A 14,820-nucleotide genomic window follows, 5' to 3' on the forward strand; every position below is an offset into this window, starting at 1 on the left:
GCAACGATTATGATAACAATGAGTACTGCAACTTTAAATAAAACTGCTTTCCAATTTCTCATTTAAGAACACAAAAAATTTGGTGGTTGAAAATCACGTCTGTATGTAAGTAAAAATAGCCTTAACCGCAAGTTATCCACATTATAAATTATTAACAAATATTTTTTTAGTTATTTAAAAACGGCTCAAAAATGATATTAACAGGCAGAATAATAGGGATGATCTTGAGAGGAGCAGTCTTTTTAGAAAAGTTATTCACACCCTTTAGAAAAAATTTGTATCTGCAAACGTGAATAACTTTTCCAAAATGAGAGAAATCAATACTCAAAAGAAAGATTAAGACTATTCAACCGTCACGCTTTTCGCGAGATTTCGGGGTTGATCTACATTGCATCCCCTGTTCACAGCAATGTAATAGGACAAGAGCTGCAAGGGTATAACTGTAAGAAGTGGTGTAAAGCAATCTTTTGTTGTGGGAATTGAGATATGAAACTCGGAGAGATCAATTACATCGGAATTTTCGTCATTCATGATAGAGATGATCCGTCCTTTTCTGGCCTTTACCTCTTCGATGTTTGAAATCATTTTTTCATTGGTATGATCGGTCGCTGCAATCACAACAACAGGCATCATTTCATCAATCAGAGCAATAGGACCATGTTTCATCTCTGCTGCGGGATATCCTTCTGCATGAATGTATGAGATCTCTTTTAGTTTGAGAGCGCCCTCAAGTGCTACAGGAAAATTATAACTACGGCCCAAGTACAGAAAGTTGGGAGCATAGGTAAACAGCCCGGCCATTTTTTGTACTGCCTCATCAATATGCTCTAAAATATATTCGACTTTGGAAGGAACTCTTGCCAATTCCTGGATAAAATCAGCAAACTCATTATTACTTAATATTCCTTTTCTTTTCCCAACGGCGAGGGCCATCATTGTCAAAACAACTACTTGGGCCGTGAATGCTTTTGTAGATGCCACCCCGATTTCCGGGCCTGCATGGGTAAAAACTCCTGCGTCTGTTTCACGCGAAATGGTAGAACCCACCACATTGCAAATTCCAAGAACCAAAGCTCCCCGTTTTTTTGCCTCTCTGAGTGCTGCAATTGTATCGGCCGTTTCGCCACTTTGGGAAATTACAAGAAGTACATCTCCTTCTCCTATCAAGGGATCTCTGTAACGAAACTCGGATGCATATTCTACCTCAACCGGAGTTTTGGCCAAATATTCAAACAAATATTCACCAACCAATCCTGCATGCCAGCTTGTTCCACACCCCGCAATGACAATTCGTTTTGCATTTACAAGATCGTCCATTACATCTTCAATACCACCAAGCTGAATAATGTTTTTCTCTACATTCAGCCGTCCCCTCATACAATCGGCAATGGAGCGCGGTTGTTCAAATATTTCCTTCAACATAAAATGGGGATAGCCTGCTTTTTCAATCTCATCGATGCTGATAGCCAGTTCGTGAACTTCTTTGGTCAGCTCTACATCTTCAATCGTTTTTACACTGTAACTATCCTTTGTGATTGTTGCCATTTCCCCGTCATCCAGATAGACAACTTTATTGGTGTATTCCACGATTGGCGATGCATCCGAGGCTATAAACATTTCGCCATCACCAATGCCCAGCAACAGTGGTGACCCTTTTCGGGCTATATAGATTTTATCAGGCTCATTCTTATTCACGATTGCCAAACCGTAGGTTCCGACAATCTGTTTCAGGGTTAGCTGAATCGCCTGTTCAAAAGTAATTCCTGTAGAAGCTGTATAGATTTCTTCGAGAAGTTGCGCGACAATTTCGGTATCTGTCTGGCTGTGAAATGTTTTCCCCCGTTCAATTAACTGTTTTTTCAGCGTGTTGTAGTTCTCAATAATTCCATTGTGCACAACTGCAATCTCACCAGATTCGCTGAGATGCGGATGAGAGTTGACGTCATTTGGCTCGCCATGTGTAGCCCACCGGGTGTGCCCGATTCCAATTTTTCCGGAAGTACCGAGTTCCCGGACTTTTTTTGCCAGCCTATCAACTTTTCCTTTTCCTTTATTGTATTGTAAATCTCCATTAATAAGTGCAATTCCGGCCGAATCGTAGCCCCGATATTCCAGCCTTTTCAGCCCTTTTAATAAAACTTCAGAAGCGTCTCTGTCTCCTACGTATCCTACAATCCCGCACATAATGATATTTTTTAAACTATTTTATTTTATTGCCTAATTTAACACAACTTCCTTAAGGAATAAAAGAATCAATTAGTGATATGAAAACCCGTTGTTGTTTTTTCGAGGATGATTTTCTCGAGAATTTTCACCCCCTCACCTTAACCCGTCCCGTTTATGATCTTCGGGTCGGAATTCTCACTCTCGGAGATAAATGGCTTCACGCACTCAATGTTCCCAAACAAAAGTCTGCCGGCACATTAAGAAATCACCTGAAAGGTGTTTTTGATGAATTTAAAATTTCTGATCCTTCCGATTTTGCACTTTGGATCAACCCAAGATTCATTCCATCAGACGGCCTGACTAATGAAGTCAAAAATCTGAATGAAAATGAAGGTTTAATCTCAGACAATCAACTGGTTGCAGCGTTCATTTCGTATGAAACTCACGAGAAATGGAAACAACTGGGAATTGACCTTGACGATATAAACGCCAAAAATTTAAATCATGATAGTTTGATTACCCTGAAAAATAGTTGGGAATTGTTTCAGATTAATGGTGATCAGATTAGTAGCGACGTTGAGTTAATTCGAAACAATTTTGAGAGAAATACAAAGGATTTTCCCCACGCTGTTTTTACGAGTGAAGAGAACATTTTTATTGAAGAGGGTGCCATTATTGAACCGGGAGCTATGTTACTGGCGGACGGCGGGCCCATTTATATTGGCAAAGGTGCACGGGTTATGGCAAATGCAGTTATCCGGGGACCGTCCGCCATTTGTGAGAAATCTGTAGTAAAGATGGGGGCAAAAATTTATGAGGATACTACAGTGGGTCCGGTTTGCAAAGTGGGCGGCGAAATTGCGAATACTATTTTCCATTCCTATTCCAATAAAGGACATGATGGATATGTGGGAAATTCCGTGTTTGGTCAGTGGGTTAATTTAGGTGCAGATTCCAACACATCAAACCTGAAAAATAACTACAGCAGCGTAAAAGTTGTGGACTGGAAAACTAAAAAAGAAATTGATACCGGCCAGCAATTTATCGGGACCATTATGGGAGATCACAGCAAAACGGGGATCAACGCCATGCTGAATACCGGCACATTATGCGGAGTTTGCTGTAATCTTTTTTCTGATAATTATCCGCCGAAATTTGTACCCTCCTTTAGTTGGGTAAGCGGCAACGATATTGTCCCTTACCATTTCGATAAAGCCGTTGAAGCCATGGAGCGAATGATGGAACGCCGGTCCATACAACTGACACCATCGTACCATAGAATGATGAAAGCCTTATTTCAGTCAACAAGTTTTTGACAAATTCTGAATGGGGGTAAGCGCTTTTAGTATGGTCTTTCACATATATCATCAACTATTAGAAAACCGGAGCAAGTTTGCAAGTAAACCTTAGTTTTTCCAGAAGTGGGCTTTACCTTGGGTTACTGTTTTTTATTGCTATTCTGATACTCCCTTCACCTGAATCTATGAGTGATGTGGCCTGGAAAACAACAGCCGTTGCCGTTTTGATGGCGACCTGGTGGATCACCGAAGCCATCCCTATTGCGGCCACCTCCCTCCTGCCAATTGTACTTCTCCCGGTTCTTGGAATTGCACCCATCAGCGATTCAACCGCTCCTTACGCAAATCCCCTGATATTTCTTTTTATGGGCGGATTTATCATTGCCATTGCTATGCAGCGGTGGGACTTGCACAAACGGATTGCCCTGCGAATCATCAATTTTGTAGGAGTAAAACCATCATCCATTATTATTGGCTTTATCATTGCTTCGGCATTTTTAAGTATGTGGGTCAGTAACACCGCCACGGCTTTGATGATGCTTCCCATTGCACTTTCTGTATTACATTTTACAGAACGCGAGGACTCCGGTGATTCATCAATCACAAATTTTGAGATTGTCCTTGTTCTTGCCATTGCCTACGCCTGCAACATCGGTGGGATTGCCACATTAATTGGAACTCCACCAAACGCACTTTTTGCCGGTTTTATGCTGGAAAATTATGAGGTTGAAGTCAGTTTTGTCCGTTGGATGAGTATCGGCGTTCCACTGATCCTGGTACTTCTCCCGTTGATGTATATCATCCTCTCTAAACTTGTCTTCCCCATAAAACTTAAAGAACTGCCCGGTGGCCGGGATGTAATTCAAGCCAAGCTCAAAGAGATAGGCAACATTACAATACCGGAAAAACGTGTTGCCATTGTTTTCACTATTACTGCTATGCTCTGGATTTTCAGGCCTTTACTCACGGGAATCCTTCCTGGTTTGTCAGATGCCGGTATAGCAATTGCAGCCGGAATTATTCTGTTTATTATTCCATCAGGCACTACTGACGAAAAGAAATTACTGGCCTGGCATAATATGAAGGAACTCCCCTGGGGAATTTTGATTCTCTTCGGAGGCGGTTTAAGTCTCGCTATGGCTATCAGCTCATCCGGGCTGGCTACCTGGATTGGTGAAAGTGTTCAAAGCCTCGAAACATTTCCCATCATTTTATTAATCTTTTCAGTCATCTTAATTGTAGTATTTCTTACTGAAATCACAAGTAACACGGCAACAACAGCTGCCTTTCTTCCCATTCTTGCATCAACCGCTATTGGGATGGGACAAAATCCCATGATGTTTATATTACCGGCTGCAATTTCGGCAAGTTGTGCATTTATGCTTCCCGTGGCTACACCTCCCAATGCTATTATTTACGGAAGCGGAAGGGTATCAATTCCACAAATGGCGAAGGCCGGTTTTTGGCTGAATATTATCATCTCCACTATCCTGACGCTGGCTGCCTATACTCTGTTTGCATATGTATTTGGAATAGAGATTGGCGTGATTCCTGACTGGGTTCAATAACATAAATATCATTTCTTAGCTTTGCTCATTTATATCCTGCTCCTGCTCACTCTACAGGTTTTTAGCACTCCCGAAAAAACTTCTGATATTTTATCCATCACAAAAATTGATACTCCAATTGTACTTGACGGCATTCCGGATGAAGAGATATGGGAGACCATTCAACCCCTTCCCGTAGTCATGTATCAGCCTGTTTTTCGGGGTGATATGACCGAGAAGTCCATCATAAAAGTGGCGTACGATAACGAGTATGTCTACGTAATGGGACAATTGTATGACTCGGAGCCGGATAAGATTACAACAAATTCACTTTACAGAGACCGATATAGCGGAGATGATACGTTCGCCATTGTGCTGGATTCTTATAATGACAGTGAAAATGCAAAATGGTTTTTCACAACCCCGGCGGGAAACAAAACCGATATGCAAATTTCAAATGACGCCGAGGGGGAAGATTCAAATAACCGAAACTGGAATACCTTCTGGGATTCAGCTTCGACTACCACCGATGAAGGATGGTTTGTAGAAATGCGTATCCCCTTTTCAAGTCTTGGTTTTCAGGAGGTAAACAATGAAGTTATTATGGGCATGATTGTGTACCGCTACATTGCCCGAAAAGCAGAACGCCATGTTTTCCCGGCTATCCCGGCAGATTGGAACAGGGGATTTGCAAAACCATCTCAGGCTCAAAAAATCAGGCTTCAGGGAATCGACTATAAGAAACCCTATTACATAACTCCCTATGTACTGGGCGGTTTTGATCAATTAAACCAATTAAAAAGCACCGCAGATGGATACAAACGAAAAGATGATTTAACAACAGAAGCCGGCCTGGATATAAAGATTCCTGTTTCTGGCAATATGAATCTCGATATAACTGTAAATACAGATTTTGCCCAGGTTGAAGCCGATGAAGCGCAAATTAACCTTACAAGAACACCCCTCTTTTTCCCGGAGAAACGCCAGTTTTTCCAGGAAAGATCCGATATTTTTGATTTTAATCTTGGAGGTTCCAATACACTTTTTTACAGCCGGAGAATCGGGCTGGATGAAGGACAGCAGGTTCGCATTTTGGGTGGAGCCAGGCTGGCCGGAAGAACCGGTAAATGGGATGTCGGCTTACTAAATATGCAAACCGATGCTGTTTCATCTCTTGATATTGAATCAAGAAATTTTGGTGTATTAAGAGCCAGAAGAGATCTCATCAATGAGAATTCTTACCTCGGCGGAATTGTAACAACCCGAATGGGAGTTGACGGCTCCTACAATATCGGCACCGGTTTAGACTTTCTTTATAATTATTCAGGCGATCATTTTATTGATTTCAAAATTGCCTCAACATTTGACGACAGTTTTAATGAAGATTATTCACTCTTAGATAATAGCAACTTTCGATTATTTCTTAATAAAAGAACATCATCCGGATTCTATTATCGGTCCACGTTAAAACGAGCCGGGCCGCGATATCAGCCTGAAATGGGTTTTGAATCCCGCACCGATTATACGCTTTTTGATGCCAGGATTTTTTATGGTTATTTCAATTCAGCCGATTCTCCCCTGCGAATAGTAACTCCCGGACTTCGTTACCTGAGCACTTTTAGAAATGATGACAACTCCATAGAATCCATGCTGATTGAACACCCGTGGGAAATCAAATTTAAGAACGAGGCCGGGATTAAGATTACCGCATCCTGGTGGTATGAAGATTTAATTGAACCTCTTTCCTTTAGCGAAAAAACGTTTGTAGAGCCGGGCAGTTATTCATTTTTTGGTGCAGAAATTGAATATGAAATGTCTGATACGAAAGCACTTCGTTCCAAATTTAAAACCAGAATTTCGAAATTCTATGATGGAGAACAGTATTCGATATCTGTTTCTCCTACCTGGAATCAGTCCCGCCACCTTGAAATCAGTGGAGATATTGAGCTCAATTACCTGAACTTTTCGAGCAGGGATCAGTCAGAATTTCTGAACATTTACAGGTTGAGATCGCTAATCGCTCTTAATACAAAAGTTTCGCTTCAGCTCTTGAGTCAGTACAACTATTTAGCCCGTCAAATTGCAACCAATGCTCGTTTCAGATATAACTTTGCCGAGCAAAACGATCTATGGATTGTCTATAATGAGATCACAAATACAGATATTGAGAGAGCTGTCCCAACTCTTCCTACATTTGACAGCCGGGTATTTCTGATCAAATACACATATACATTTCATTGATAAAGCTGAGCTATCAAATTTCTCTTAACCAGTTATTCGTTATTTACTCATTGAAGACATAAAAAAAGCTCAGACCGATCAGACCTGAGCTACTATGTAATAAGAAAAGGTAAAACTATTGTGCTGGTTCTACATCTGCTACAAAGAATGTTCCACCGGCACCACCTTGTCCAGTTACATTGCCCCGGACTTGTTCATCAGGAGTAAAGTAATAAAGCGGGTTACCTTTATAAGATAGCTGTGGTCCCAGGTCATCTTCCCGAACTACAGTAGCAAAATCATTCTGGTTCAATGATGAAGGGATTATCCAATTCTCGGAAGCCTTAAACGGAGGCCAGACTCCGGCACAACCACCTGCACAGTTGCTAAGGTTTTCGCCATCGTTGATAGATCGATATAAACTAACGCCCCGATCATCTACCAGATAGACGATAGCCTCTTCACCTTCGGTTACAGATTGCCGGCCTACCAATACGGAATAGTCTGGTTTGGCTACATGGAATACACCATTTCGTCCATCACCCTGCGTTTCACCAGCGCCTTCCAGTACGCCGTCGCCTTCGGGTGAAAAATAGTATAATGGCCAGCCCTTGAATGTTATTTGCTTCTGGCCATCTTCACGAGTAATTGTACTGAAATCAGATCCGTTCAGGTCTGAGCCAAAATCGAAATCGTATAATTCACCAACCAATGGAGGCCATACATCAGCACATCCGCCATTGCAGTTACTTTCCCCGGTTACATCCCCGGCGAAAAAGTACAATGTTTGATTATCCTGATTTACCAGTATTTTTCCGAATTCGTTATAATTGCCGATTTGCACTTTCGGTTGCGGTTCATTTATGTCATCACTCTTCAGGCTATCTTCTTCACAGCCAGCTAAAAGGCCGAGTACTAAAAGAAACAGACCCAGTATTTGGAAATATTTAGTTGAAATGGTCATCTTAAAAAAGTTAATAGAGTTTAGTATTTGATTGTTTAACTGTTTGTTGTTAATCATTTGAGAATGCAAAGATAGTTTGTTCATTCACGGTACAGTTATCACAATTCCGGCGAATCCGGGTCTATTTCCGCCAACACAGTGTAAAAATCCGACGGAGTAGAATAATTCCGACATTGTGCAAATAAATGTCCTGTTCCTTCGGGTTTTGGAAGGGATCATTAATTATCGAAAGCTTTTATTCTGACGGACACAAAGAAGAGAGTTCTAACTTAAAGCTTGCCATACATTATCAATGAAGAGAGATCTTATATACTCTTGAGTTCAAAAAATTCTTCATTCCAAGAAAATCTATTCTATTGCCGAATATCGAAGGACATCAACTTCTGTAATCTCTTGAGTAAAAAAATAGTGAGATGAGTCCTCAGTGAATAGAGTCAACCTCAAAAAAAAGCACCAGGTCTACCCGATTCTAAAAGAACCAGATAGTACCTGATGCTGTTGTCAACCTACCTTGTTAGGGTGTTAGATGGATTATTTTAATCCGCACATTGATACGCTGAAGTATCATCCAACGCTCCGAGTCGTTCAATCAAATAAGGAACGCTGTAGTTTGTTGTCCAGCCGAAGATTCTCAGTCCCATAGAAAAACTCCAGATAGGCATTCTTCTGCTGAAGAATGAATTGCTTGCGGTCATAGGAAGATTGCTGACATCTTCCATTGCCGTCTGCAGTTCAGCCTGTGTCTCGTAATCTTCAAACGGTTGAGACATTGGGTCTATCATTAAATTTGTAGCACGCTTACACGCTTCCACCAGGAATTCCGACTCACCACTTAAATCGTAAGCTGTTATCAACGGATGAATACTGGAGAGATAGGATTCATAATCATGATCGATTGGTGGAACATCACGAAGACTACGGGCATGTGTTAAATATGCTTGCTCAATATCCGGCCGGTCAAACATCTGCAAATATTTCGTCAGCCCGTGGGAAAGATAATTCTGCGAATAGCCATAACGGTCAATTCCCATTCTTCCGCCCTGTCGTTTTTGAAGTTCAAGGGCAAGCTCAACGCGATAATTCAATTCATCAAGATATTTGTCTTCTTTTGTGGCATCGTACAACTCAGAAAGATTCCAAATAGAAAGGTATAATCGCCGACCTCTCAATCCGTGGTCGCCAAAAATCCGGCGGATGTAATAATCTCCGGTTAAACGGGCGATTTCCAATCCACGGTGATATCCATCCAAATAGTATGAAGAAACCCAACCTGTCAGCCACACGTGTGCAGAAAGCATTGAGATCCACTGTTGACCGGCATGCCGGCGGCCCATTCCAAGATATGGCGAACCTTCTTCCTCTTGCTCAGACAAAAACCAATCGAGAGAACTGTTTGTGTCTCCACGATAACCTTTTTGAGCTGGCCAATGGGTGTTATCAACATCCATTGTGTGGCGACTTGCAGCCTGTGCCATTTTATACATTTCCGGATCTCCGGTACGAATAAAGTTCGTCCACCACATGTAATCCTGAGAAGGTTCATTGTTGGCCCATTGATACCAGTCATCACCAAAATAGTAATTCTTCACATCGCCGTAAGTGAACATGCCATACCAGGGCTCCCAGTTTTGGTTGAAGAGCATCCATTGGAACTTGTACTGCATGGCTCTTTCGAGGTCGGGAAAATTGTTATCGGCATCAGCAAAGAAGCCATAAACACCGGCTTTTCCATACCAGGATGGATCTGCATGAGCAACAGGAGGATCTAACACAAATTCCATTGTTTCTTTGATTTCAGGAAGCGTTTTGGACCCTTCGTGAAAGTAGAAAATGGTTTCGGTGGTTTTGGTTAAACCGGTCGCGAAATTACCAACCATGCCACCATCATTGCCCATATCATTTCTTTCGAAACTCATAGGATCTTCGTTGGGACTCCACGTGTAGGCATACACTTCGCCGGTTTCGATATCAACCACCAGTTCATTGGGATATTCTTCCATCATATTTCTGATCCCGATACTCACACCAAATTCATTATCAGAAATGCTTACCCAGCCGGCTGCTTTTTGGCTTTCCTCAAGAGTATTGCCATCGGCAGAAATGCTTGCTTTAAAACCATCTATTCGTTCTTCATTAGTAGAATTGGGTTCGTTCGCAGTCATTGTAGCATCCGGCCCGGTTTGGAAAACCGAATACCTGCTTTCATTTCCAACCGATGCTTCATACACGCTGGATTCGCCTTCTTCCCACCAATTTCCGGTCAACAATTCGGAACGGAATGTTTTCTCGCCATCCAGATTATATTGAAGTCTGAAGCCGGTACTTTCAATCATATCATAGGGTTCCGTCAAACCTTCATCCTGGCCTCGCTCCTGCTCATTAATAATCAACTCTGGCTGAGTGGCGATATCGGCATGTTGTTTTCCGTTTAACGGTTCGCTTTTATCCGGCTTGCCGGTGTATGTAATTGTGTGATAAACTTTTATATAGGATTTTCCGGCGTAGGCATGAATATAGGTTACAAATGGTGAATTTTCGTGTTCAGGATTACTGTACTCATACTCACCTACCACTTTTATGATCGTATGAAGCGGACCGGATCCCTTCTCAATAAATTGTTGATGAACAACTGCCCGTGAGGTATCGATACCGCTATCGTTGATATAATCCAAAAAAGAACCTCGTCCTTCAATGGCTGTGGCTACAATGTTATCATCCGTAAATCCTTCGCCATTTGTATCCAGTTGAACTAAATCCAAAAAACCTGAACCGCCTTTATTAACTTCAAAATAAAGAGGACCTGTATTCACTTCGGCCCCGCCATTGGTTCGCTGATTATTTTTAAAAACGATCGGGTTCTCAATCTGTACTGTTTTCCGAACGTCTTCTCCATACTCAATGGTGTATTCTCCCGATTCATCGGTAAAAAAGAAAACCCACAGCCATTTGACACTCGGGTCAGCCGGCTCCCACGTGGACACTTCTGTAGTTTGAGATAGAATTTCATCTCCATCTTCATTCAGAACACGGACATGATCGGGCGAATACAGCGTACCTTTCGGGAACGGTATTCCAAGTTTTACAGGCTCGCCAGAGTTAGCATTTTTTACATGAACGGTGACAGAGTCAGATGCTGATAATGTGTTTGCAAATCCCGTAAAGATCAATGCAAACAGAAGTGAGATACAGAAAAGTCTATTCATTAAATTAATATTTAATAGGATGATTATGAGTTAAAGCTGCTGCACCAAGTACAGCAATGTGCTGTGTTTTTGACACGGTTATCTCAACATGATTTAATGAATTCGGGAATCCGAATGTTTTTAGTTCTCTCTCAAATCCATCTTTAAATTGATCGAAAGTACTACTAATGGAACCGCCCAAAATAATGCACTCCGGATCGTATGTATAAAGCACAATCTTGATGGCTTCAGCGACATGTGTTCCAAATTCCTGGAACAACTTCTTCGAAGCGGGATCGTCGTTTAAAGCCTTTTCGTAAATTTCTTCACCATTCACACCCACTAATTTGCTAAAAAACTGACCGCTGCAATAATGCTCAAGGATGGATTGTTTGTATGGAATCATACCAAACTCTCCGGCTCCGCAATTACGGCCCTCATAAATTTTCCCATCCAGGATAATCCCACCTGCAAACCCGGTTCCAATAATGAGACCCACCAGGTTCTTTTTGCCTTTTCCTTCGCCGAACATATTTTCTCCAAGAGCAAAACAATTCGCGTCGTTATTCAAATAAACTGATTTCCCGGTCTTTTCTTCCAGAAGGTCTTTCAGATGAACTTTTTCCCAACCGGGTATATTCTGCACGTCATACACAATGCCTTCTTTCGAGTCTACAACACTTGGAACACCAATACCAATGCTGGTTGCCCCCTTGTCTACAGTCTCGATCATCTCGCACATGGTATTTAAAATGGACATTACCGATTTGTCTTTCGGCAATGGACCTTTTTCGAGAGCTGTAATTTTTCCATTGTCAACTAAGCCTACTCTGAGATTCGTAGCGCCTAAATCAATTCCTATTACTGGAGTAGTATTTTGCATAAAAAGTTGATCGTATTTTTGATGTGGACTTGATGATAATCCAGCTAATTTGAGGAAGCAAAAAACCGACTGGCTTCCACGCCAATCGGTTTTGGTACGTTATGAATTCTGCTGTTAGTTCAGCATTGGAAAGATCATTCGAATTTCTTCCTCACTTGGATTACGTCCATATTCTGCAATTTCAAAAGATTCGGCATGTTCAAATCCGGCTGCTTTTTCCGGTCCATACCATTTCTCCAAGCTTGCTCTCTGTTCGTCAGAGATACTGCTCCATCCTAAAAAGGTGTTCTTTAACCATTCAAACCGTTCTTCTTCACCTTCCGGTATTTGGTCTTCACTCATTCCCATTGTCCACGGCATCCACTCATAAACCTGAGAAACATGAGCATCCAGGCCACGGGCCTTGGTTTCAAACACATCGTCAATTCCTACACTGATATCGTGGCTGAATGGATTCGGTTTGGAAAATCCGTCTTGCATATATAAGAAAACCGGATTATTTGGAAGAGGTGGTGTATCAGAAACTACATTGGGCACAATAACCATGTAAGATGCATCAATCACCAATTTGCCTGCATTTCGGTGATCCGGATGATAATCGTTGGGACGAAGACCGATTACAACATCTGCATTCCATTCCCGAATTGCACGAATCACATCTTTTCGAATATCGAGTGTAGGCATTAATTCAGAATCATCGTTTTCCCAAACTTCATACTCTGCTATGCCTGTTCTTCTTGCAGCTTCTTGCGCCTCGGCCCGACGCCTTTTCGCTAAAACGCCTCCTCCCATTTCCTGGTGGCCAGCATTTCCATTGGTGATGGCAACATACTTCACCTGATGCCCGGCCTGTGCCATTAAGATTGCCGTTCCGGCCATTTTGAAATCAGCATCGTCGGGGTGAGCGAAAATTGCGATTACTCTAAGGGGATCATCAGCGGGTGAATTTATCTGCGCATCTGCCGGTTTGGCAATTGCAAAAACTAAACACAGAATGACTACTATTTGCTTCATATCGTACTCCATTTGATTTTCCACCTGGGGTTACCACAAGCGGATTGTTTCATGTTCAATTCTAATATCCCTCTTTCCATACACTTGGTATGGAAAGAGGCATCAAATGAATTATAAGGGATTTTGTTCAAGTTCACCCGGTGCTGAATCAATTTCTCTTTGAGGAATCGGATATAACAATCGGATATCATCAGCTGTGTATGAAAGATTTTCATCCTCATTCAATTGTTCAGCTAAAACAGGCTGTGCAACGCCAAATCGTTTCAGATCGGGCCATCGCTTGTTTTCACCGACAAACTCACGGCGTCTTTCAAGAAGTAATTTTTCCTCAAAAGAACCGGGCAGTGATTCAACCGGAGTTGTAAGACCTGCGCGAGCACGAACCTGGTTAATCAGTGCATTGGCTTCCGGTGTATCACCCAAGGCTTCAGCAAGCATCAGCAGAACATCTGCATATCTGAACACAATGAAATTGTTATCAGCATCGAATGCGTCGAACTGAACGCCATCGTATTTACTCAGGTATTCATTTCCTTCATCTTCAGGATCGTCCGGCGTAGTGTATCCAAAAGAACCACCGAAATATCGCTCATCTTCTTCTTCAAATGCAGCAAGTGCATCGTCTGACAATGTTTGCGGAGCATTTCCTCCACCCACTCCACCAGAGACGGAAAAATCAGGGGAGAAATATTCTGTGAATGAACTTCCGGTTCCCTGCCCACCTGCTTTGTACTGAATTTCGAAGATGGATTCGTCATTATTCTCGTTTTCAGCTCCCCACAGGTCAGCATAATTCGGGAGTAAAACATACTGACCAGAGTTTACAACTCTTCTGAGAGCAGCTTCTGCTTCGCCATTATTACCGTTGGTTAACTGAACCAAACCAAGAAGAGTTGCGGCGGCTCCGCTTGTAGCCCGGCCGATATCCGCTCCGCCATATGAATCGGGAAGAAGACCTTCCGCTTCCGCAAGGTCGCCCGCAATTTGATCATAAATCACATCCGCAGATACCTGATTGATATCTACATTCGGGGTAGTTACCTCATCCAGCTGAATCGCAATATTGCCAAAAATAACTGCCAGGTTGTAGTACACTAACGAACGGATAAATAATGCTTCACCACGAATTCGTTGTCCAAGAGCGGGATTATCAAGAGAGGCTCCTTCTAACCGGCTAAGGATTGTGTTTGCTCTGGCTATGATTTCATAACCACCTGCCCACGTATCCTCTACTTCTGGGGCTGTTGTCAATTCTGTGAAGTGATTAATTCTGAGAAGCGACTCAGCCAAACCAGTGGCACCCCCGCCATTGGCAAAGTTATCTGATCGCATTTCAAAGGCTAATGCATAGGCTCTGCCATATGCGTTGTTGCCTGCCAGACCGGCATAAGCACCGTTAATGCCGGTTATAAAATCCGTATCGGTTTGATAAAAGTTTTCTACGTTTCGTTCCGATTGTGGAGCCAGAACAGTAAAGTCGTCTCCACAGGAAACCAAAAGTGTAAGTACGGAAACAATCAATAAAAGAGATTTAAATGTTTTCATA

Annotated in this window: 9 protein-coding genes; 3 read left to right on the plus strand and 6 right to left on the minus strand. The window is 42.2% G+C overall.

Annotated features, from left to right (window positions below; all coding sequences use genetic code 11):
• Nucleotides 1-342: 342 nt before the first annotated feature.
• Nucleotides 343-2,184, minus strand: a complete 1,842-nt coding sequence (gene glmS / locus L0B18_RS13485; RefSeq protein ID WP_234572313.1) for a glutamine--fructose-6-phosphate transaminase (isomerizing) — start codon at nt 2,182-2,184, stop codon at nt 343-345.
• Between the two features lie 80 nt (nt 2,185-2,264).
• Here glmS and L0B18_RS13490 point away from each other — a divergent pair, with 80 nt between their 5' ends.
• From L0B18_RS13490 to L0B18_RS13500, 3 genes are all read left to right on the plus strand, one after another.
• Nucleotides 2,265-3,482 (plus strand): putative sugar nucleotidyl transferase, encoded by a 1,218-nt coding sequence (locus L0B18_RS13490; RefSeq protein WP_234572314.1) that lies wholly within the window; start codon nt 2,265-2,267, stop codon nt 3,480-3,482.
• 77 nt (nt 3,483-3,559) lie between these two features.
• Nucleotides 3,560-5,032 carry an SLC13 family permease gene (locus tag L0B18_RS13495; protein WP_234572315.1) on the plus strand — a complete coding sequence of 491 codons (1,473 nt, stop codon included), beginning with the start codon at nt 3,560-3,562 and terminating at the stop codon, nt 5,030-5,032.
• Between the two features lie 21 nt (nt 5,033-5,053).
• Nucleotides 5,054-7,252, plus strand: coding sequence for a DUF5916 domain-containing protein (locus L0B18_RS13500; protein ID WP_234572316.1), 2,199 nt, complete (start codon nt 5,054-5,056; stop codon nt 7,250-7,252).
• A gap of 115 nt (nt 7,253-7,367) precedes the next feature.
• On the opposite strand, the gene L0B18_RS13505 is transcribed toward L0B18_RS13500, so the two are convergent.
• The 5 genes from L0B18_RS13505 to L0B18_RS13525 form a co-directional block, all read right to left on the minus strand.
• A complete protein-coding gene (locus L0B18_RS13505; protein ID WP_234572317.1) occupies nt 7,368-8,195 on the minus strand; it encodes a hypothetical protein in 828 nt (275 codons plus the stop codon).
• Between the two features lie 536 nt (nt 8,196-8,731).
• Nucleotides 8,732-11,398: an exo-rhamnogalacturonan lyase family protein gene (locus tag L0B18_RS13510; RefSeq protein WP_234572318.1), complete on the minus strand. Its 2,667-nt coding sequence runs from the start codon at nt 11,396-11,398 to the stop codon at nt 8,732-8,734.
• Between the two features lie 4 nt (nt 11,399-11,402).
• Nucleotides 11,403-12,260 (minus strand): ROK family protein, encoded by an 858-nt coding sequence (locus L0B18_RS13515; protein WP_234572319.1) that lies wholly within the window; start codon nt 12,258-12,260, stop codon nt 11,403-11,405.
• Nucleotides 12,261-12,374: 114 nt separating this feature from the next.
• Entirely contained in the window at nt 12,375-13,274 is a 900-nt protein-coding gene (locus tag L0B18_RS13520; protein ID WP_234572320.1) for a PIG-L deacetylase family protein, read from the minus strand.
• A gap of 111 nt (nt 13,275-13,385) precedes the next feature.
• Nucleotides 13,386-14,819, minus strand: coding sequence for a RagB/SusD family nutrient uptake outer membrane protein (locus L0B18_RS13525; protein WP_234572321.1), 1,434 nt, complete (start codon nt 14,817-14,819; stop codon nt 13,386-13,388).
• Nucleotide 14,820: the final 1 nt, after the last annotated feature.

The sequence above is a fragment of the Rhodohalobacter sp. 614A genome, assembly GCF_021462415.1.
GTDB lineage: Bacteria > Bacteroidota > Rhodothermia > Balneolales > Balneolaceae > Rhodohalobacter.

Excerpts from the sequence above, each read along its gene's own strand:
- glmS (WP_234572313.1), bottom strand. The coding sequence starts at position 2,184 with ATGTGCGGGATTGTAGGATACGTAGGAGACAGAGACGCTTCTGAAGTT.
- L0B18_RS13490 (WP_234572314.1), top strand. The coding sequence starts at position 2,265 with ATGAAAACCCGTTGTTGTTTTTTCGAGGATGATTTTCTCGAGAATTTT.
- L0B18_RS13505 (WP_234572317.1), bottom strand. The coding sequence starts at position 8,195 with ATGACCATTTCAACTAAATATTTCCAAATACTGGGTCTGTTTCTTTTA.
- L0B18_RS13510 (WP_234572318.1), bottom strand. The coding sequence starts at position 11,398 with ATGAATAGACTTTTCTGTATCTCACTTCTGTTTGCATTGATCTTTACG.
- L0B18_RS13515 (WP_234572319.1), bottom strand. The coding sequence starts at position 12,260 with ATGCAAAATACTACTCCAGTAATAGGAATTGATTTAGGCGCTACGAAT.
- L0B18_RS13520 (WP_234572320.1), bottom strand. The coding sequence starts at position 13,274 with ATGAAGCAAATAGTAGTCATTCTGTGTTTAGTTTTTGCAATTGCCAAA.
- L0B18_RS13525 (WP_234572321.1), bottom strand. The coding sequence starts at position 14,819 with ATGAAAACATTTAAATCTCTTTTATTGATTGTTTCCGTACTTACACTT.